This is a genomic window from Tolypothrix sp. PCC 7601 (assembly GCF_025677855.1).
Taxonomy (GTDB): domain Bacteria; phylum Cyanobacteriota; class Cyanobacteriia; order Cyanobacteriales; family Nostocaceae; genus Aulosira; species Aulosira diplosiphon.
Map to the genome: position 1 here is coordinate 2,421,092 of NZ_CP064879.1, position 21,540 is coordinate 2,442,631.

General features: G+C 40.4%; 15 protein-coding genes. 10 read left to right on the top strand and 5 right to left on the bottom strand.

The window, feature by feature from the left end:
• Positions 1-94 precede the first annotated feature (94 nt).
• On the bottom strand, positions 95-628 hold the full coding sequence (locus tag HG267_RS10170) for a tetratricopeptide repeat protein (protein WP_194007876.1): 534 nt from the start codon (positions 626-628) through the stop codon (positions 95-97).
• A gap of 361 nt (positions 629-989) precedes the next feature.
• Between HG267_RS10170 and HG267_RS10175 the strand changes: the two genes are divergently transcribed.
• Positions 990-1,427: a hypothetical protein gene (locus HG267_RS10175; protein ID WP_045869489.1), complete on the top strand. Its 438-nt coding sequence runs from the start codon at positions 990-992 to the stop codon at positions 1,425-1,427.
• 435 nt (positions 1,428-1,862) lie between these two features.
• Here HG267_RS10175 and argB read toward each other — a convergent pair whose 3' ends face one another.
• Complete coding sequence (argB, locus tag HG267_RS10180; protein WP_045869490.1) at positions 1,863-2,756, bottom strand: acetylglutamate kinase; 894 nt, start codon at positions 2,754-2,756, stop codon at positions 1,863-1,865.
• A gap of 380 nt (positions 2,757-3,136) precedes the next feature.
• Here argB and HG267_RS10185 point away from each other — a divergent pair, with 380 nt between their 5' ends.
• On the top strand, positions 3,137-4,540 hold the full coding sequence (locus tag HG267_RS10185; protein WP_045869492.1) for an ABC transporter substrate-binding protein: 1,404 nt from the start codon (positions 3,137-3,139) through the stop codon (positions 4,538-4,540).
• Between the two features lie 254 nt (positions 4,541-4,794).
• Positions 4,795-5,352, top strand: a complete 558-nt coding sequence (locus tag HG267_RS10190; protein WP_045869493.1) for a Uma2 family endonuclease — start codon at positions 4,795-4,797, stop codon at positions 5,350-5,352.
• Positions 5,353-5,369: 17 nt separating this feature from the next.
• On the opposite strand, the gene HG267_RS10195 is transcribed toward HG267_RS10190, so the two are convergent.
• The 3 genes from HG267_RS10195 to HG267_RS10205 all read right to left on the bottom strand — a co-directional run bounded on the left by HG267_RS10195 (position 5,370) and on the right by HG267_RS10205 (position 7,932).
• Positions 5,370-6,017 (bottom strand): PAP/fibrillin family protein, encoded by a 648-nt coding sequence (locus tag HG267_RS10195; protein ID WP_081583961.1) that lies wholly within the window; start codon positions 6,015-6,017, stop codon positions 5,370-5,372.
• Between the two features lie 283 nt (positions 6,018-6,300).
• Complete coding sequence (locus HG267_RS10200; RefSeq protein ID WP_045869495.1) at positions 6,301-7,326, bottom strand: mechanosensitive ion channel family protein; 1,026 nt, start codon at positions 7,324-7,326, stop codon at positions 6,301-6,303.
• A gap of 66 nt (positions 7,327-7,392) precedes the next feature.
• Entirely contained in the window at positions 7,393-7,932 is a 540-nt protein-coding gene (locus HG267_RS10205) for a hypothetical protein (protein ID WP_210403079.1), read from the bottom strand.
• A gap of 47 nt (positions 7,933-7,979) precedes the next feature.
• On the opposite strand from HG267_RS10205, the gene HG267_RS10210 reads away from it, so the two are divergent.
• From HG267_RS10210 to HG267_RS10240, 7 genes are all read left to right on the top strand, one after another.
• Positions 7,980-8,195 (top strand): hypothetical protein, encoded by a 216-nt coding sequence (locus HG267_RS10210; protein WP_045869497.1) that lies wholly within the window; start codon positions 7,980-7,982, stop codon positions 8,193-8,195.
• Positions 8,196-8,255: 60 nt separating this feature from the next.
• Complete coding sequence (locus tag HG267_RS10215) at positions 8,256-9,173, top strand: histone deacetylase (RefSeq protein ID WP_045869498.1); 918 nt, start codon at positions 8,256-8,258, stop codon at positions 9,171-9,173.
• Between the two features lie 263 nt (positions 9,174-9,436).
• Positions 9,437-13,942, top strand: a complete 4,506-nt coding sequence (locus tag HG267_RS10220; protein WP_071989371.1) for a translation initiation factor IF-2 N-terminal domain-containing protein — start codon at positions 9,437-9,439, stop codon at positions 13,940-13,942.
• Positions 13,890-15,818 carry a hypothetical protein gene (locus tag HG267_RS10225; protein WP_228045746.1) on the top strand — a complete coding sequence of 643 codons (1,929 nt, stop codon included), beginning with the start codon at positions 13,890-13,892 and terminating at the stop codon, positions 15,816-15,818. Before HG267_RS10220 ends, HG267_RS10225 begins: the two co-directional genes overlap by 53 nt.
• A gap of 459 nt (positions 15,819-16,277) precedes the next feature.
• Positions 16,278-17,417: a glutamate--cysteine ligase gene (gene gshA / locus HG267_RS10230; RefSeq protein WP_045869500.1), complete on the top strand. Its 1,140-nt coding sequence runs from the start codon at positions 16,278-16,280 to the stop codon at positions 17,415-17,417.
• Positions 17,418-17,751: 334 nt separating this feature from the next.
• Positions 17,752-18,213, top strand: a complete 462-nt coding sequence (locus tag HG267_RS10235) for a tRNA (cytidine(34)-2'-O)-methyltransferase (protein ID WP_045869501.1) — start codon at positions 17,752-17,754, stop codon at positions 18,211-18,213.
• A 942-nt stretch (positions 18,214-19,155) separates the two neighbouring features.
• Complete coding sequence (locus HG267_RS10240; RefSeq protein WP_235623028.1) at positions 19,156-21,453, top strand: peptidoglycan DD-metalloendopeptidase family protein; 2,298 nt, start codon at positions 19,156-19,158, stop codon at positions 21,451-21,453.
• Positions 21,454-21,540: the final 87 nt, after the last annotated feature.

The following is a 21,540-nucleotide window of genomic DNA, read 5'->3' on the forward strand; positions in this document are numbered from 1 at the left end:
CTTCATCCTTTTCAGCCCTATCGCTATTTTCCCACCTGAAAGATATAGGTGGAAAATTCACATCCAAAAGTTTTAAACTTTGGACTTTTGACAATTAAATATTCAGCCAAACCAAGTATCCCAAGATTAACCCGATAACAATTAATGCCAGCCAAATAAAGCGGTTATCTTTGGTATTGACCTGGCTGAGATCAACAAATTCCGGTTCCGGTTTTTTGGTGCTAGTAGCTGGGCGTGGCTTGACAGATATCCGCACTTGTGATTCATTTTCGGGTAATTTGCCCAAATCGGGAATTTCTGTCATCCACTCGCTGGGTCTTTTCAGCTTCGGTGCTTTTAAGATGTAGAGTAAATGCCGGGCTTGTTTACTGGTTTCTGAGTAGGGATGGCGTTTGAGTTGTTCGCAAAGGGCGATCGCATCCTCTGTTCTCCCCGCAGCTTCATAAGCGGTTACCAACCAAATTTGCACTTCGCCCCCAAAGCGAGAATTACCAGACAAGAGGGCGCTGGCTTTTTCCAGATTCTCTACAGCTTCTCGATATTGCCCATTTTCAAAAGCAACTCGCCCAGCTTGGTAGCGAGATCTGGCAAGTTCTAAACTTTCTGCATTCACGTTCTGTACACACATCAGTAGTTCTTAAATTTATTGTGCCAATGTCAGCAATCATTGGGAAATGTTTTCGGGGTACATAGCACAAATGAACTACCCCTACCTTTAGATGGATGTGGAATTTCACGAGACTAGCTAAAATTTTTATGAAAATAGTTACCTGTGCTTTTTCAATATTTCTTAATCACCGCAGCAGTACTAAAGATGCACTACTGAGGTATGTTAAAAAATGCACACTAACATTGATGGAAAAATAATTTTCTTAGTCAGCACTGAAGTACTGATCAGAAATCCATAAAAAGTTAGTAAACCAATCATTCAGATACCAACAATCAGCAGCTACTGAAAATTTCAGTCGATCAAACTGGGGAAGCAAAATATGGCTAAGATTAAAGATTTACAACGGAATTGGCTGGGTGCAAGCCTCACTCTGGTATTACTCAGCGCTACTATTGCCCCTGCTGCTGCTCAGTCGGTGATTATTATTAACGGTGGAAGGCAAACACACTTAGATGACTCATTCGGATATGGGAATCAGAGGTATAATCATATACGTGTAAATCCGGTGAGAGGAAGAACGCATTGGAATAATGATTACCGCTATCGCCAACGCACTGATTACCGTTATCCCACAACTACCATCTACACTTATCCTCAATATCGTCAGAATAATATCTATCCGGGTTTAAATACACCCTCTGTAGTTAACCCCATCTTCCGCAACTCAACAATCAGAAATCCAGTATTTGACCGTCATCCTGGATATAATCAACCATTCAGAAGGCGATCGCAAGTCAATATTCTTTATCCTTGGTAATTTGATGGTTGAGTAAACTGCCCAACTGCCCAACCAATAGCTAATCCTATTTTGTCAGATGGGGAGAATCTAATTCAATGCAGGTCAGATAAGATCATTGGTGATTGATTTATGACTTGTAGAAAAAGCTAGCTCAATTGGGGGATTCTCCCCCAAGCCCCCGATTGGGGGACGGTTGCGTCCCCCAAACCCCCTCCAAAATTATTGTTCGGTTTTTTGTTGAGTAACTAGTTTTGTAGTTTTGTTATCAATTAATTTTCTTAACTGAACTGTATTGGAATCTAATTGCCCCAAAGTTTACAGGGCTTTAATTGCCACGTTTTATCTATAAATTTTAGTTTCTGTTAGAAAATAAAGCCTCAAAAATTGATGAAAAAAATAATCTCAGAATCAATCTGAGATTATTTTTTTTTGAGAGTGACAAAACAGGTCTAATCAGCCTCTAAATTGGGAACCGAGAATCATAGTTCCAATCCCAACATCAGTAAAGATTTCCAATAGCAAAGCGTGGGGAATGCGTCCATCAATGATATGTGCAGCCTTGACTCCTTGAGCAAGCGATCGCACACAACAATTGACTTTGGGAATCATCCCCCCGCTAACTACACCCGTGGCGATTAAATCTCTCGCTTCGGGTATATCCACTTTGGGGATCAAAGTCGAAGGATCTTTGTAATCTTTTAAAATACCTCTGGTGTCAGTCAGTAAAATCAACTTTTCTGCACCTAAAGCGGCTGCGATTTCTCCAGCGATGGTATCCGCATTGATGTTATAAGCTTGTCCTGTCTCGTCGGCGGCGACACTAGACACAACTGGAATATAGCCATTACTAGCTAGAGTTTCTAAAATTTTGATATTGACATTACTGACTTCCCCAACAAAACCGATACCCTCTTGACCTTGGGGGCGGGCTGTGATGAGATTACCATCCTTACCGCAGAGTCCCACAGCCAAACCACCAGCTTGGTTAATCAGCTCAACAATTTCCTTATTAACTCGACCCACCAACACCATTTCCACAACATCCATTGTGGGCGCATCAGTGACTCGCAAACCATTCTTAAATTGCGGTTCAATTCCCAGCTTATCTAACCAACTGTTAATTTCCGGGCCGCCACCGTGGACTAAAATCGGGCGCAAGCCGACGCAGGATAAGAAAACAATATCGCGGATTACCTGATCTTTGAGGGTGCTATCTTTCATAGCCGCACCGCCATATTTGACAACAACAGTACGTCCAGTGAACTGTTGAATATAAGGCAGAGCTTCGCTAAGTACCTGTACACGAGTGGCTTCAGTTTGCCTAATATACTCAGTATCGTTGACCATTACGAGGAGCTTGTAAGACTTAAAACCTATGCAGTCAGTGTAGAAGACTTTGGAACTGGTAACAATGGGGAATTGGGAATGGGGCATTGGGCATGGGGCATTGGGCATTGGGCATTGGGCATTGGGCATTGGGCATTGGGCATGGGGCATGGGGCATGGGGCATGGGGCATGGGGCATTGGGCATGGGGCATTGGGCATTGGGTAATCGGTAATTGGTGTTTGTTCCTCATCCCTAGTCCCCAATCCCCAGTCCCCAGTCCCCAACCCCCGCAATCGCGGTAAGCTGTTATTGAGTTGCAGGGTTTGCCTATTTTCTTCGTTCTGATTGTAGTTAGTAGAGAAAATACCAACTCTACCGGGCAATCTATATCAATAACTTATGAATTCTCAGAAAGAAACTAAGCTGCTAATTTTATCTCTGCTTTGTACTACGGCTGTGTTAGGTTTGGGCTTGTGGGTGTGGAATCAATTTTCCGGTAACAGTTTGACTTCCTTAATACCTGGTAATAGTTCGCAACCAGTTAACGGAGGTTCTCAATCACAGCGAATCAGTTTAGGCGAGAAAATTTTAGTGGCTGCTGATACGAGTGCTGATAAAGAAGCTGGAGTACAAGCTTTTGCGAAAGGCGATTTTGCTACTGCTAGCACTAAGTTAAAATCATCACTGCAAAAACATCGCAACGATCCAGAAAGCTTAATTTATTTAAATAATTCACAAACAAAAAATACTAATGCCCTGAAAATTGCCGTGAGTGTACCTATCGGGGGGAATTTAGATGTGGCAAAAGAAATTCTGCGGGGTGTAGCTCAGGCGCAAGATGAAGTCAATCGTAGCGGTGGTATCAATGGTAAACTTTTGCAGGTGGCGATCGCTAACGATGATAATGAGGCTAACCAAGCTCAACAGATTGCCAAGCAATTTGTCCAAGACACCAGCATTCTGGCTGTAGTGGGACATAACTCTAGTAATGCTTCGATTGCGGCTGCACCAATTTACCAAGAGGGGGGATTAGTAATGATTTCTCCTAGCAGCACCGCACAAAATCTTTCTGGTATTGGTAATTATATATTTCGCACTGTTCCTAGTAATGGCTCATTTGCTGCTAGCCTGGCTAATTACACTATTAAAACAGCACGTAAAAACAATATTGCTATTTGTGCAGACTCAAAATCAATTGATACCCAATCTTTCAAGGATGAGTTTATCAAAGGTATAGTTGCTGGTGGTGGTAAAGTTAACCCTATAAATTGCGATGTTGCTGCAGCTGATTTTAATCCCAGCGCCTTAATTTCCCAATTCATTAGCAGTGGTGCAGATAGCTTAGTTTTAGCGCCTCATGTCGATAGAATTAACAAAGCTTTAGATTTAGCAGCTGCAAATAACGGTAAATTAACATTGTTTGCTAGCCCCACGCTGTATACATTCCAAACTCTACAGGTAGGTAAAAGCGATGTAAATGGCTTAGTTTTAGCTATACCTTGGCATCCCCAAGCAATTCCAAGCAATCCTTTTCCACAAAATGCGGTGAAACTTTGGGGCGGAAATGTAAATTGGCGAACCGCTACAGCTTATGATGCAACAATTGCGATCGCTAAAGGTTTACAACAAGATAGCACCCGCGATGGCTTAGAAAAAGCGCTGCATAGTCCCAGCCTAGTTGCTAATGGTGCTACAGGTAAAATCCAATTTTTACCATCAGGCGATCGCAATGGCACAGCAGTTTTAGTAAAAATTCAACCTAGCAATAAATCTGCGACTGGGTATGACTTTATGCCATTGTAGTGCTGAGTAATGAGTTGCAACAGACGCGATTAATCACGTCTGTACAAGATTGCTGAGTTGAGTAATGTAATTCAAACCTATCAATCTAGATGTTGCCAATATTTTGTAATTACATCAATTTGAAAAAAGAATGCGAATTGTAGGGGCTAGGCACTGCCTTGCCCTCTAGAATATATTGATATGTCGCCAACATTATTTCATTGATTATTAAGAATTACGAAAAATAAATGTTAGAGAATTTGGCAAGAAAAACGATGAGTACACTAGTCAAATCCATCACATTAGAAGAATTTCTTCAATTGCCAGAAACCAAACCTGCTTCAGAGTATATCAATGGAAAAGTGAGTCAAAAAGTGATGCCTCAAGGAGAACATAGCCTACTACAAGTAGAACTCTGTGAAAGAATTAACCAAATAGCTAAACCTCAAAAAATTGCCCTAGCTTTTCCCGAACTGCGTTGTATTTTTGGCGGTGCGGCTATAGTTCCTGATATTGCGGTATTTCGTTGGGAACGCATTCCTCGTGAACCATCAGGCAGAATTGCTAACCGTTTTGAAACTCATCCTAACTGGGCAATAGAAATACTTTCTCCAGAGCAAAGTCAAGCCAAAGTTCTGCGTAACTTACTCCACTGTTCTCAAAATGGCACAGAACTAGGATGGCTAATTTTTCCAGAAGAAGCGAGTATTTTAACTATATTCCCAAATCAAAGAGTTGAAATGCTAACAGGTAAAGATTCACTACCTGTTCTTAGTAATCTCGATTTATCTTTAAGTGTTGAGCAAGTTTTTAGTTGGTTAACCCTTGAGTAAGAATTACGCATTCAAATTTATCGAAATTTGTCAGGTAAATCTTGAGATTTAGTCAGAATAAATAAACTACCATCTCCACCACGCCCTATCCTTAAAGTTTCATCTAAATAAGTAATATCTAGGCTAGGAACTCGTCCTTTAGGATTACTAGCTGGAACAACTTTAAATGGGTTGAGTTGAGGGGTATTAATGCCAAGAATTTTTTCAATTGATAAGTAGCGTTTTTCAAAATTGACTTGGATACGTTTGTCCAGTAGATTCGATAAATCTTCTTGGATAGGCTCAAAGCTAGCTGCAACTTTCACGAAGCCTGATATGATTTTCAGAGGATGTTGCACAAAAGCTATATTGAAGAATGATTTATTTGCAACATTAATTACTTGGTATACTTTACCTACTTTTAACCCCAATGGTAGAGAAGCTAAAGCCCGAATTTCTCTAGCAGTGGAGTATTTCAATAACCAAGTTCCATTCAGCAGAGAAATAGCATTAAGCAGAGGTTTGGGATTAGGATTAATACTTTCGAGTTCTGTTGTTAATTGCTCAATTTCTGTGGCAGTATTTTCGTCTATCTCTAAATTGGTGACATGAGAACTATCACCATGCTTTTGAATTTTATCAAGCTGCACTAGAAATTGTTCTTTAAGGGTTAGTTGAGTATTCAAGGTTATTGATTCTCCTTTGATAGCATGGATGATGCGTTACGGCTAAATATCATTAACTCTCAGTCCCCAATCCTGTCATAGCCGTAACACGTCCTAACTAAGATTTACTTGATAAATGCTTTATCTATTATAAATTTTGTCTGCTTTTATAAATGCTAAAACCTCGAATTTTTCAGGATATCTCAAAAATTCGAGGTTTCAATGTAGAAATCAAGACATTATATTGTTGTAAATACTGCACGAACACAAAAAATATTACAACTCTAATAATATTGCAAAATGTTTATTGTCCAAGTTTGGCAGCATTTTCGGGTATAAACAATTCTCTAGCTGGGAAAGGAATTTTAATTCCTTCTTTCTGATATCGTTTATGTAATTTTTTAATAAATAAATGTCTGCCAATACGTTGGTCAAAAAATTCATTGACGCGCATATAAAGAGTAAAATCTATACTAAAATCTCCAAACTTGTGGAATCTGATATATGGTTCATTGGCGATTAATTGTGGTGCTATTTCTGCCATCACTTCTTTAGCAACTTCCACTGTTACCCTTTCTACCTGTTCTAAGTCGCTCTCGTAATCAACTCCGACATTAAGTGTGAGAGTAATCTCTTTAACTGGCAGATGGTAGTTAATAAAAATTGCTGAAGATAATTTACAATTGGGTACAATGATGACGTTATTTGAAAGTTCCCTAATAGTTGTATTACGCCAAGAAATATCTATGACATATCCTTCATGACTATCTGCTAGTTTGACATAATCTCCAGTTCTGACTTGCTTAGAAATTAGCAGATAAAAGCCCGCAAATAAATTCTCTAGCGTATCTTTGAGAGCTAAACCTACTGCTAAACCGCTAATACCTAAAGTCGTAATTATTGGTGTGATTTCTACACCCACTGTCTGCAACAGAATTAGCGTTCCTAGAACAAAGACAGCAGTCTTAGCGATATTAGAAATGAGTGATGCTGAAACTCCTTCAGATCTAGTAATAAATAAATTGATAAAACCAGCAGTCAATCTAGCTACAACTATTGTGACTGAGTAAAGTATAACTATAGTAACTATTTTGTGCAGGACAGTGGCAATATCTGGTTTGATGGGAGCGCTAAGAACTGCTGCAGAAAATCCTGCTAGCACGAACCAAATAAATGTCATGCGATGCAATGAGAGAAATATAAGTTCACTTCCAGGAAGTTTTGTTTTAAGAACAAATGTTTTCAACTTCTTGAAGAAAAATTTCTCCGCAATTATTCCTGCTAGTAAGCCAGCAAGAACAAATACAACTGGCAGAATCCATTGCATCATAATCAATTTGAAATGAAGTATTTAAGATTAGGGTACTCAGTCAGGGTAACGTATGTTGGCTTAATTTTACCTTGTGAGTTGTCGAAGTAGCTGTTTGAGATTTTCTGGACTCATGCTAACTTTGACTTCTAGCTGTTGTGATGCATCCTGCAAAGTGAGAATGTAGTTTTCACCAGATGAATTATATAAATATTGGGGATTTGTTAGTGAAATTGTTTCATAAACAATCGATGGAAAACCTACACGGATAACTAGTTCTTTTTGTGACTTAGGAAAAATATATAAATATTGGTTGAGGCTATCAAGTATTAATTGATGTGGCGTGGTGTTACGTTCAACAGAAGAGTCAGGTTTACGCCAATACAGTGTAATACCACGAATATCTGGGTTGGCGATCGCAAAGGCTTCATCAAACCGCTTGGGTTCCCAATCTAATTGATCGACTTCAGTATTCTCAGTAATTATCCTCTGTTGCCAAGTAACTTTTTTACTATTGAGACTTGCCCAGCATTGGCGAATAGTAGCTAGGTGATGTTGATTTTCTGGATTATTGCTACCTAATTGCCATACAGTTTTTAGTTGCATCATCGGATACAAATCAAGCACGCAGGCTTCCTTACTATGTTTTCATTGTCACTTCTTAGTGTAGACAAATGTGGGGGATTGGGGACTGGGGACTGGGGACTGGGGACTGGGGACTGGGGACTGGGGATTGGGGATTGGGGACTGGGGACTGGGGAGATGAGGGAGATGAGGGAGATGAGGGAGATGTAGACGCGATAGCGGTGAAGCAGTGCGTTGGGCGGGTTCCCCGACTTGAAGCAACTGCTGAACCCGAAGGGCTTCCCGTAGGGTGGGAGATGAGGTGACAAGGGGAAATAACAAACACCAATTACCAATTACCCATTACCAATTACCAAACACCAACAATGCATTTACCAATTATTTATCATCCTGATTACGTTGCGCCGCTACCAGAGGGACATCGGTTTCCAATGGGGAAGTTTCGACAGTTATACGAATTGTTAATAAGTGATGGGGTGGCGCAAATTGAGCAATTTCATACGCCTGTGCTTCCGTCAACAGAATTGATTGAGTTGGTTCACGCTGGTAACTATGTTCGAGCTTATTGTGAAGGAACATTAGACTCCAAAGCACAGAGGCGTATAGGTTTGCCGTGGAGTCCGGCATTGGCAAATCGTACCTGTGTAGCGGTCGGTGGTACAATACTGACTGCCCAATTAGCGCTGAGTCAGGGTTTAGCTTGCAATACGGCTGGCGGGACTCATCATGCTTTTCCCAGTTATGGATCTGGTTTTTGTATTTTCAATGATTTAGCGATCGCATCTCGCGTTTTACAAAAACTCGGACTAGCTCAACAAATCTTAATAGTGGATTTAGATGTACATCAAGGCGATGGTACGGCTTTTATCTTCCAAGATGATGACAGCGTTTTCACATTTTCTATGCATTGTGAAGTGAATTTTCCGGGTACTAAGCAAAGCAGCGATTTGGATGTCCCTTTACCAGAAGGGATGGAAGATGATGCCTACTTGCAAACTTTAGCAAAGTATCTACCGGATTTATTATCGGCTGTGAAGCCAGATATCGTTTTCTATGACGCAGGTGTCGATCCACATATAGGCGATCGCCTGGGAAAATTAGCTTTAACCGATACTGGGATATTCCGTCGCGAAATGCAGGTTTTGAGTACTTGTGTCAGTGCTGGTTATCCCGTCGCCTGTGTTATTGGTGGGGGTTACGCCGACGATTTGTCATCGCTGGTTTGGAGACATTCTTTAGTACATCGTGCTGCGAGTGAAGTGTACAGACAATATAAACTATAAACTTATAGTTATTCCTCAACTCCAGGATGAAAAATCGCACACCCTAATCTACAACTTTAAAATCTCCATCTTTCTCTTTGCGCCTCTGCGCCTCTGCGTGAAATTTTTATACTTAAACTTCCGCACATTTTATCAAAAACGCACCGCAAATCATCCAAAAGTAACAAAAGAATAAGAGTTTGAGAGAAATTTTGCGGACATCATCTTTAGCTTTAGCAATAGTTTTATTCTCATAAATATCAAATATTACAGAAAATTACTGGATGCAAAAATCAAAAGTTAGAATCTACGAACTTTCAAAGGAAATAAATGTAGATAGCAAAAAGCTATTAGTCATATGCCAGCAACTTAACATTGTCGCCACAAGTCCTAGCAGCACCATTTCTGAATTTGAAGCAGAACGTGTTCGCAAAGCTGCTAAACCAGCAGTTACTAAAGTTGCTACCACTCGCAAAACTAGTTCCTTGAAAATGAAAATGGCCTCAGAAGATTGGGGCTATATGTTCGTAAATTCAACAATTGATAGTTTAATCCGTCATTTAGCAGGCGCGGATGCAGTTGCCGAATATCCTGATTTTAGCGAACGCCGAGAATATGCCCATGAATTAATGTGGGAATGTGTCGGGCAAAATCCTTGTCTATTTTATCTACGTCGTAAAGGTGCAGGAAGAGCAGCCAAAGAAGAAATTTGGGAATTAATAATTGCCACTGATTCTGAGCATAGTAAATTACCTTTAAGACTGCAAAAGTTAGGTAAAACTCTTGGATTTAAAGCCGCAGTACATCCCAATGGCTACGAAGGTTTAAGAATTTTATCTGCTTATTTACTGCCAATTTCACGAGGCAATAATGATGCTTATGCTGTACCCTTCCGCTTGCGGCTTCTGCCTAACCATGAGCATCATATCGGTATCCCCTCAACTGTATTTACACAATTAAAAAATACGCCAATTTGTGGCGATTTTGTACCTACAGAAGCACAACTGAAAGCATGGAAAGCCTTTTTGCAGATTGAAGAGAAGATTGCTCAAGCGCGTCAGTTTTGTGTACCTTACCGTCAGCATAACTATAACTTTAAAAGACGCATCAGTTTTCAAATTGATGTTAACTCAGCTACCCTCGATGGTTCGCCTGAAAATCTGTTGGATGTTGAAAACTTCTGGGAACGGGTAAGGAAAGCAAAAAACGAAGACATCAAATTATTTGAAACTGCACCCAATGGCAGAAATTGGCAGCAAAGTCGCTTATTAGGTTCCATTGAAGAAATTGATATCAAAAATCGCATCATTGGTGTTAGGCTGGAACGCGATTTTGCTGATTACATGACAAGCGGACGCTATCAACTTCCTGATACTGGGTTTTTATGTTTTGAAGCAGTTGGCGATATTAAACAAATTCAGCGCAAGAAAAAAGCTTTAGATGATTTAAATAATGGACGCACACAAAATCCCTATTTAGGGAATTTCTTATTCGATGCTGCCCAAGCTCGACCTATTCATCAAACTGTACAATTACCAATAGAAGATTTATTATTATCATCTGCTAATCCTGGTCAAAAAGCAGCAGTAGAAACAGTACTTTCTTCCGAAGATTTAGTTTTAATTCAGGGGCCACCTGGTACAGGTAAAACAACCGTAATAGCTGAGATTTGCTATCAAGTCGCTTTGCGAGGTGGGCGGACTTTGATTGCTTCCCAAGCGAATTTAGCAGTAGATAACGCCCTGAGTAGATTAGTTCATAACCCTGTAATTCGGGCGATACGTAAGGGACGTGCTGAGAAAGTTGGTGAAGAAGGACAACCGTTTTTAGAAGACCAAGTTATTGGCACATGGTTAGATAATACTGCTAGTGACTGCGAAAATCGTCTCAGTAATCGCCGCCAAAATTTAGAAAATTATCGTCAATTATTGGCATTTTATCCAAGATTTACAGCTTATATCCAAGCAGAAGAAGAATTCCAAGTAAATCAGGAAGAATTAACGCATAAACAAGCTAAATTACAAGTTAATCTGCAACAACAAGAAGCACTGTTTCAGGATGCATTAGCTAAGAAAGCTGAAATTGAAACCTTAATTTCTGGTTTAGAAAATCTTTTAGATTCTCCATCAATAGTTAATTGGGAAGCACCAGAAATTACCAACTTTTTGCCGCATTTGCGCCCATATACTGAAGGTAATACTTTAGTTAAAGACTTTTTGGTAAATGTCGCTAAAGCTGTTACCTTGACTGATAAACTTGAAGTCCTTCGCCCTCAATGTGGTGCTTTTGGATTGGCTGTGTGGTTACGTGAAACTGTCGCCAAGGGAATCCCTGATTTTAAAACTGCATTAATTTATGCTCAAAGTGCAACTGTAGCGATGTTAGAAGTTGCAGCCGCAGTTCAGGTTTTTAAACAGCATTCCAGCAATTTACAACAATTACAAAAAGATAATCAGCAATTTTTTAGCAAACAGCACAGTTTACAGCAAACTATTCAAAATTGGGAAACTCGCAAGCAGGAACTTGAGTCTGTTATCGCTGCTGTTAAGGAATGGAAGGCTACAGCTAATACAGGTTTATCGGAAATTTTAAATAATGCTCGGCAGACTAATCAACCTTTAACCTTAGAGCTAATACAATTACCGCCAGGATTGGTGATGTTGGCTAATTCTTTAAAAATATCATTAATGCCAAGCAATTATGCAGTTAATCTACCAGACTGGGATTTATTAGCAAAGGCGATCGCTTACGAAATCGAGGGAGAATATACTGATAGAAAAGGTAGACAGCATAGTTTTAGCTATTTTCTCCAGCAGAATTTTAGCAAAATTCCTTTATTTTTGAAAACGAGCGATTGCACTCAATGGCAAGAAATTGCTCAACAGGTTAATAACTATCAATATTTAACGCAAAATCAGCGAAAAACTATAGTTGATGCAGCCCAAATTTTGTTGAACAGGATTCAGCAAACCTATGGCGCATTATGGGAAGCCAAAAATATTGAAGCGACTCTCAACCAAATTACCCAAGAACTCATAGAAAGCATCCTTAGCAACGCGCGCCAATGCGTTTTTAAAGTTAAAACTGAAATAGAACAGCATTTACAACATCTACAACAACAGTTAAATGAACTGCACAATCATGAAACTGCATCTCAGCAAATATTTAATATTCAAAATCAGATAGAAACAGCCAGACAAGATGCTAATGTGAAACTGGCAAGAGCAATTAATACTTTGCAAGAACTCAACCAACAGCCAAACATTCCTCAACAATTACGTACACTAGTTGACCAATATCTCACAACCCAAGCTAAAATTTGGGAGCATCCACAGGAATTTTCTAAACATGTCCATGCTTGGATTAATCAGCTAAGTCAGTTAGAAAATTTAATTACATCTCTAGAGCCATTTGCGGTATTAGAAAATATCAAATTCTCTTTGATTGAGCAGTTATCAATCTTACAAGAAGAAACAACAATTGTTCAACAACAGCTTGAGACTTTAAAATTAAAGTTAGACAAAATATCTGAACAGACGCAACCAGAATTATCAGAGACTTTATTATTAGAGCGCAACTGGTGGCAGATAGAATGGCAAGGGATATCTGATAAATTTAAAATTCCCAGTTCTACCCCTGATTTATATAATTTAGAATTTTTACGCAGCATCAAATCTCAATTTGAGGCTTTACAAGAGCAACTCACTCAAGATGAAGTTTACCTCGATCGCTATGGTAATTTTATTCAAGATTGGATTGAAAAAGTACGCAACCCCTCAGAACGCGATCGCCACGATTTAAGACAGGTATATTTAGATAATGCTAACGTCGTCGGTATCACCTGCGTGCAAGCTGCAAATCGTGATTTTTCGGAAGAATTTCAATGCTTTGATGTGGTGATAGTTGATGAAGTTAGTAAGTGTACGCCACCAGAATTGCTGATTCCTGCTTTGAAAGGTAAAAAATTAGTCATGGTAGGCGATCATAAACAATTACCACCAATGCTAGATACTAGTACTTTAGAAGAAGTTGTGCAAGAAATTGGCAGTAGCAGAGAAGAATTGCAATTTTTAGAAGAATCTCTCTTCAAGAGCCAATTTGAAGATGCGGATCAAAGCATCAAACAAATGTTAACTACCCAATATCGAATGCACCCCAATATTATGGGCGCAATCAATCAATTTTATGAGGGTAAATTGGAATGTGGAATTTCACAGCCAGATATTAAACGCGCCCATGATTTAGCTGGAGAAATAGTTCAACCTCAACACCATTTACTTTGGGTTAAAATGCCCAAAGAAGATGCATTTCAAGAACAGCGTGAAGGTACTTCTTTATTTAACCTTCAGGAAATCGATGTGATTGAAGCTTTGTGTCAGCAATTTGAAAATTCTTGGGCTGCAAAAGTCGCCTGTGGTGAACCGAAAAAAGAAATAGCTGTAATTACATTTTATGGTGCTCAACTCAGAAAAATTGATGAACGCCTCCAATCAGAACTTTTCCCCTCACTGCAAATTCGTACTGGTACAGTTGATAGATTTCAGGGTATGGAACGCCCTGTAGTGATTGTGAGCATGGTTCGCAACAATAATAAAGGAGATGTGGGATTTGCGAAAAAATCAGAACGGGTAAATGTCGCTTTTTCTCGCGCCCAAGAATTGCTAGTAATTGTAGGCTGTCACGATTTATTTACCAAGCAACCTGGTAAAGTCGGAAATATGTACTCAGAAGTTGCTAATGTTGTTAGTCATCATGGAGGTTTTGTTGATGTTTCTCGCATCCTCAAATAAACCCATTGATGATAGCCTCAAGAATTTAGTCGAAGAAATTCCCGCTCAAAATCCGCACTTATCAGTTTTAGCTGCTCGTCAATTGCGCTATAGTTTGCAGCAAACAACTGTAGAATTAACTATTACAGAACCTCGTCCGTTAAATGTCCTAGAAGAATTCATCATTCGTGCTGGAATAGAATTTGATCCGCCACCAACAGCCAAGGAATTAGGATCTATTCTGGGACTTGATAGCATATTTGTGGAAAGTACAATCAAAACTTTGCAAAGGTTACAAACTCTTGCACCCAAATCGCCAATTACAGTGACAGAACAAGGGCGCTTATTTTATGAAAAAGGTTCTGTACCCCAACCACCCTATGCTGTACAAATTTATGCAATTACAGATGTTTTAAGTGACAATATTACCTTTCAGACTGAACCATTAAACGAGATAAATCTCAATCTGCCTAATTTAGCAAATTTTTTAAATATCAATTTGCCAAATCAAGATATATCTTCCGTAAGTTTAGAGGATATACAAAAGAGCCTACAATCTTCAAATGTAGCGCTTCATGTACCTGAAGCTGGGAAGATTGTCACAGCTTTTAGGGTATTACAAAACCCGCAAATTATTTGGCGCAAAATATCAATGTTTGTAATTTATGATGCCAATGAAGATAAAATTAGTATTCAACTGCGGCGCGGAAAGGAAATTTTAGATTCTAGTTCAAAATGGCTAGATAAATTGCTGTCTGAAGGGAAAATCTCTTTAGCCGAATTGTGCAAATCATCAAACATAGCCACCAATTTTGAGATAGAAGCGACTCTAAATCATAAAAATGCCGAAATAGAATCTAGATTTAACAAGATTCGCCAGCAAGCTTTAGAAATTAAGGGCAAAACTAGCGCGAAACGCAAAAAATCGGGTGATTTTGGTAATGTAATACAATTAAGCGATCGCCAAATTCATCAAACTTTTTTAGAAATTATCAATGCCGCGAAATTTCAAATAATTATCTATTCACCTTGGATAAATCATGTAATTGCCAATAGCGAAATTTTAGCTGTGTTAGAACAAGCAGCAAAACGCGGAGTTTCCATTTTAATTGGCTATGGAATATCGCCGCAAATAGAACAACCAATATCAACCGAAATACCAGCTATCAGAACACCCGAAGGCTTACCTTATATACAGTTAGCCGATTTAGCCGATTCCCATATTAAAGAAGTAATAATTGATAGAGAAATTTATATTTGTAGTTCCTACCAATGGCTTGAATATAGCGGCGAACAAATACCATTAGGTGAGTCCGTTTATCAAGTGACAATCCCCCAGCAAGTTAATGAAGCTTATGAGTTTCTCAACCAGCGCTTCCATAAACATGTTCAACAATTATGGACAAAGGCTTTAGAAAATCGTGACACTCAATTAGCTAAAGATTCTCTGTATCTATGGGGTGCTATGGGAATAGAAAATATAGCATTGAAAGAAATAGAAAAAAATAGCTGGCTAGAATTACTTCCTGTATGGCTAAATATTCTCTTGCCAAAAATAAATCCCCAAAACTCACCCGATGATTTAGTAAGTGTGAACTTAGCACTTTCATTGCTGAGTCAGGTAGCACCAGAAGCACCCTTCATTGATTCATTGCAGCAGGGATTGCGTCAATTTATTAATGCGATCGCCACACAGAACCGTGACACTGCTGTCAATTTACTCAATAATGAAGTATGGTCAGAGTTGCTTCGTCTTCATATTGCTCAAGAAAATGATTCAGTCGATGATTTTATCTCGCAACAGACTTTCCCTCAGCAACCTGCTAAACAGGAACCAGCAACAAAAATAAAAAAAGTACCAACAGAAAAGAAGACGAGGAAAAAAGTCAAGGAGTAAATACAAGATTTCACAACTTTATGACAAGTTAAAGGCCCAAAACCTCTGCGTGAATTGGGCTTTCACAATACTATTTTCTGATGCAAATCAGCACTAACTTTATGGGAATATATCAATATGGGGTAACTATTTGCCTTTAAACAAAATTGGTGTTTATCCTATATAAGCGATCGCCCGGGAATCATAAGCTTAATTGTTACCTAGTCCCTAATGCAAAAGGCTGCTCATGAGGTCTATCGGCAGAATGGATCGCAAAGAAATATTTATTATGAATCACTAATACTAAGGACATAAATTATTTATGCCTTTAGTATTGCTGCTTTCTGGGCAAATAGGCGAAATGCTTGTGTTTCTTAGTTTCTGGGTAAAAAAATCTAAATTGAGCTGGACTACCACATCCATGCAGAAAATCGTCGTGTTCGATACAATTTATAGGCTAGGAGAGCCGAGGAGAAAAAGGTGAGGTTATTAAAAGGCTTTGAAATTGAAATGTATACGGGCACACCTCAGGGTGAAATCGTCGGTCTCTCTGACAAAATAGTTGAGGCTATGCCAAGTTTTATGCGAGAGCCAGATAGCCGCAACGTTGAATATGTCACGAAACCTTTACAAAGTTTTGAGCAGCTATTGTGTGCCCTAGTACGTCCTCGCCAAGAACTGAGAAAATACCTCAAGCAATTGGGTGACTATACCTTAATTCCTGGTAGTACCCTGTCTTTGGGTAGGAGCGATCGCTTCTTCCGTTCCGATCCTAAAAATCCCTATCACGACTATATAGAAAACACCTACGGCACAAAAGTAGTGACCGCTAGCGTACATATTAATGTAGGGATTAGCGATCCAGAAACATTAATGCGGGCTTGTCGCGTTATTCGTACCGAAGCACCTTTATTCCTCGCCCTCAGCGCCTCATCCCCCTTCATCGATGGCAAAGCGACTGGCTATCACTCGACTCGTTGGGGACTCTTCCCCCAAACTCCTAGCCATGTACCTCTATTTTCTAGCCATGCCGATCATATTCAATGGGTAGAACAACAGTTAGCTGCTGGAACCATGCAAAATGTTCGTCATTTGTGGACATCAGTGCGTCCTAATGGCGATCGCCGTCCTTATGATTTAAATCGCTTAGAACTGCGAATTTGCGATTTAGTCACAGATCCCATTGCATTACTCGCAATTACCGCGTTGCTGGAAGCTCGTCTGTTGCAGATAATAGAAAACACCCACATCGATCCGTTAACCCAAAGCACCTTTACCCCCCAAGAACTAATTGCTGTCACTGCTAGCAATGAAGCCGCAGCTGCAGCAAATAGTTTGGATGCTCAATTGACACATTGGCAAGATGGCAAAACTATTATTGCCAGAGATTGGATTGCTCAAATGTCTGAAGAACTTTGGGCGATCGCTAAAGAAAGAGGATTTAATTGCTTCCTTTCTCCTTTACAGAAAATTTTGCGCGAAGGTAATGAAGCTCAACAGTGGCTACAATTGCACGCAGTTGGGGTTGATGCTCAACGTGTCATTACCCAAGCAATTGTTACTGCTAAAGAACGGGAAATTGAATTAGAAGATAAATTGTGTTCCCCCTCAATGGCGTAACACCCCATCCCCTCCCCAGTTACAAATGGTAGATTTTTTTGAATACTTGGGAGACCCCAGGAACACGACCAACTAGCGCCTGACTGCCAAAATTTTAGTAAGTTGATTTTCGCGTCATGGCACTAGTTGATCATAAAAATTTAATAATTGATTGTTTTATCTTATGAATACTCTTAGATTTCCTTTTAAGAGTTTATTGTTTTATGTTTTAAAAAACTAATCAATAGAATTAGCTTCATAATTATTAAGAAAACCTATAGATAATCAACATACATTGGTAAAATGTGTCGAGATGATACATTGTTGTTTCTACTACATTTTTACCACTGAGAAAATGCCGCAGGTAGTTTTAGTTAATCCCCAAATTCCGCCGAATACAGGCAATATTGCCCGGACTTGTGCAGCTACGGGTACAGAATTACATTTGGTAGGGCCTTTGGGGTTTGAAATTAGCGATCGCTACCTCAAAAGAGCAGGTTTAGATTACTGGCCCTATGTCAAACTCAACTATCACCAAACGCTAGAAGACTTTAAAACCGTACATCAGGAACGTGGCGGCAGATGCTTGGGCTTCTCTGTGCGTGGCAGTTCCAATTATGCTCAATTTCAGTTTCAAGATAATGACTGGTTGCTATTTGGTAGCGAAACCACAGGATTACCGCCCACAGCTTTGTCAGCCTGTGATGCCACTCTCTATATTCCTATGGCGCAACCCAATGTTCGCAGCTTAAATCTGTCTGTAAGTGTTGCTGTAAGCTTATTTGAAGCCCGCCGCCAATTGGGATATTTACAATAGGGCATGGGGCATTGGGCATGGGGCATTGGGCATTGGGCATGGTAATAGTATTTATCTCCTTGTCCCTTCACTCCCTCATCCCCCTCATCCCCCTCATCTCCCTCATCTCCCCAATCCCCATTACCCCTTATCCCCAGAGGGGGCCCCGAGTTCCCCAGTCCCCAATCCCCCCAAATTCCCCCAAATATATCCATTGTTACAGCTTCAATAAAGTGAATGGATATACTTGATTCTGAAAGCTTTTTGCAAGCTCGGTAAACAATACTTACGAATGTAGGTGAGCTTATATAAGAAATTTGTATCGAAAAGTAGCGACGATTCCGCAAATGAATGATAGATTTTGATGAACTTCAATTATCTTAATCTTGGGAACAAAAACGTCACAAGATAGTCCTATGAGGCATTTAAACGTTTTTTGCTCAATCAAGATAAAAAAGAAGCGCAAAAGTCGCTGCGAGATAATACGGTTGTCTTTTAGGGAATAATCAACGTAAAGTCTCGTGTTGGGTAGACGGATTGGATAGAAATCTCTTGAAGATATCTACAACAGGGGATTTGCTTTTCTAGAAGTCGTAGCGAATTAATTGCTGATCGCAACCAGTGGAAATGGCACAGTATATATGTTTGTCCAGCCCCGGTTAATTTAGCAAAGCAAGCGCAGACAGATGCAAACAGCAAAAAATCCTAAAGGTGTGAGGAACGGAGCGGACAAGTCAGCACAGCAATTTTAAAGTTTTGCTAATGGGTGTGAACTTGTCTAAATCAGAGAAGCAGGTTAATCTTGCGTAAGTATCTCTGGTGGGTGTGATCTTGATCAATCTTTGGATGTGATCTAAATCATTGACTAGTCTCAGACTGAAAAAAAAATCAAGGTCAGTTAAACACTAGTGAACATTTAGGAGGTCGTCTTTGAAACGAGCATTGAAAAAGAGAGTAAAAGCTGTGCTGAACAATACTCCCAGCAGTGATGGTGTCCCAATAGAACCGTCAAATAATGCAAATTCTGTAGCTAACCGCCGGGCGCGGACACAAGCCGCCATGATCGGGTTGGCTCTGTCAATGGGAGCAACCAGCCTCTTGGTGACTCGGCAAAGCGATCAAGCCCAAGCAGCGGCTCCTGTAGGCAGCCAAAAGGCAGCCTCAACAATGCCAGCTGCTCCTGACACTGAGATGAAATTTGCTCCCACAACCCTGGAAAACCAAACCGTCTCCCTCGTGAGCGTGCCGGAAAATCCTGTGATTGTGGAACCAACAGCAATTTCACAAGTGCCCGGGCTTGAAGCTAAACTACAGGTTGCGGCCAGTGGAATGTCTTTGCCAGTTCCAGCATCAGAAGCAACTGCTAAAGCTACAACAACTTATAAAACTTCTCTCTACCAGCAGTCTCAAGTAGTAAATGGTTTACAAACAACCAACAAGCTACCTGAAGTACAAAAACTTTCTATTGGTAATAGTGCAGTTAGCTCACCCAATACATCCCTAACAGCAGTAACAAACACTAAAGGTGTGGATAGTGCAGTTACCGCTCAACTGAAAGCACAGCAAGAATTTGCGCTGAATCGCTTACAAGAAAAATCGAACCGTTTAAAAGAAAGTCTGGCGGAGTTGCGGTCTGAGGAGACCCAGAATTTATCACAAGCTAACAAGGGGTTGGCTGAACCAACAGCTGCTGCAGTTGAAAAAGCTCCACAAATCAACGCCAGCAACCTGACAACAGAACAGTCACCAACCACCACAAATGCTAGCCAAGCAAGCTTGATTGCAAAGCTAAAACAGGCAAAAGCTAATACGGCTCCCGTAGCTACACCTGTACCAGCTACACTCAAAGCTGCTGCACCATCAAATAATGCTGCTTACGAAGTTAAGCCAGGAGATACACTAGCTGCGATCGCTAGTAAGTATGGTACATCTGTCTCAGAATTAGCCAAAGTTAACCATCTGAGCAATCCCAATCAACTGCAAATCAGTCAAAAATTGGTTGTGCCATCGACTGAGTTTAACAGCATTGCAGTTAATAACCCATCCAAGTTAGCAATTAACCCCACTGTAGAACAGTCTGAAGTAGCTACCTCTAAAGTAGTACCATCTCCTGTGAATACAGCTATTGTTAGCCCAACTGTACCTGTGGCACCACAGTTACCAGTCGTTGCTAACAATAACAGTGTTACTTTACCTGTAACACCACAATTACCAACAGTTGCTAACAATAACAGTGTCACTGTACCGACACCAGCAACAGCGAACAATCAAATTCCTGCAAATACTGCAGCTGCGGAAACAGCCCCCACTCCTGGTATTTCTTATGGTATGGGTGGTGATGCCCCGGTACCAAAAATATTTGCAGAATTGCAAAATCAAAAACCACAGAAGCTTGCAAGCGCTAAGAGTAATGAGCGCCTTCAGAGCTTACAAGCAGAAATCCAAAGATTGCGGGAGAAATATCGCGCTCAACAAGCTGGAGTTGTTGTACCAGTAGTTAGCGAAAATAATCAGCCTGCAGCAGTGCTTCCTGTAGCTAATAGCAATAACTTTGCGACTAGCCCGACTTTCCCACGGAGTGCAATACAGATTCCTGTACCTTCACCGAGGGTTAATGCAGTCCAACCAATGAAGCCTCTGTTCCGTGCAACTCAACCAACTAACGAGCCAGTAAATCCTGAGTTCTTTTCCAACCAAGCACCTGGACGCAAACTATCTGTACCTCGGATTGCTACACCTCCCAGAGGCGTTAATGCTTCCGATTCTTTAGGCAAGATGCGGGGAACTACCGTTTCTCCAAGTTTGCCACCTTTGTCAGCAGTAGATCAATATCTACCCAAACCTTTGGACGAGGCTATTCCTCCTCCATCCTCCTCATCTGTAGCTTACATTTGGCCAGCTAAAGGTGTTCTTACCTCTGGCTATGGCTGGCGCTGGGGAAGAATGCACAGAGGAATTGATGTTGCCAACTCCACAGGTACACCAATTTACGCATCCGCTGATGGCGTGGTTGTCAAAGCAGGTTGGAACAACGGTGGCTACGGTAATCTTGTAGATATCCGCCATAGTGACGGTAGTATGACTCGCTATGGTCATAACAGCAAGATTTTAGTGCAGGCAGGTCAGCAAGTACGACAAGGAGACACAATTGCTCTTATGGGTAGTACTGGTTTTAGCACTGGGCCACACAGCCATTTTGAAATTCATCCCACAGGTAAGGGCGCAGTTAACCCCATTACTTTATTGGCAAACCGGATCTAATTTCTGGCTGTCTAGAATTCAATTCTTGCCTTTTTCAAAGAGGGAGATTAACCTCCCTCTTTTGCTTTACAGCAATTCACCAAGCCC

Excerpts from the sequence above, each read along its gene's own strand:
- HG267_RS10170 (WP_194007876.1), bottom strand. The coding sequence starts at position 628 with ATGTGTGTACAGAACGTGAATGCAGAAAGTTTAGAACTTGCCAGATCT.
- HG267_RS10175 (WP_045869489.1), top strand. The coding sequence starts at position 990 with ATGGCTAAGATTAAAGATTTACAACGGAATTGGCTGGGTGCAAGCCTC.
- argB (WP_045869490.1), bottom strand. The coding sequence starts at position 2,756 with ATGGTCAACGATACTGAGTATATTAGGCAAACTGAAGCCACTCGTGTA.
- HG267_RS10185 (WP_045869492.1), top strand. The coding sequence starts at position 3,137 with ATGAATTCTCAGAAAGAAACTAAGCTGCTAATTTTATCTCTGCTTTGT.
- HG267_RS10190 (WP_045869493.1), top strand. The coding sequence starts at position 4,795 with ATGAGTACACTAGTCAAATCCATCACATTAGAAGAATTTCTTCAATTG.
- HG267_RS10200 (WP_045869495.1), bottom strand. The coding sequence starts at position 7,326 with ATGATGCAATGGATTCTGCCAGTTGTATTTGTTCTTGCTGGCTTACTA.
- HG267_RS10210 (WP_045869497.1), top strand. The coding sequence starts at position 7,980 with ATGTGGGGGATTGGGGACTGGGGACTGGGGACTGGGGACTGGGGACTG.
- HG267_RS10215 (WP_045869498.1), top strand. The coding sequence starts at position 8,256 with ATGCATTTACCAATTATTTATCATCCTGATTACGTTGCGCCGCTACCA.
- HG267_RS10220 (WP_071989371.1), top strand. The coding sequence starts at position 9,437 with ATGCAAAAATCAAAAGTTAGAATCTACGAACTTTCAAAGGAAATAAAT.
- HG267_RS10225 (WP_228045746.1), top strand. The coding sequence starts at position 13,890 with ATGTTGTTAGTCATCATGGAGGTTTTGTTGATGTTTCTCGCATCCTCA.
- HG267_RS10235 (WP_045869501.1), top strand. The coding sequence starts at position 17,752 with ATGCCGCAGGTAGTTTTAGTTAATCCCCAAATTCCGCCGAATACAGGC.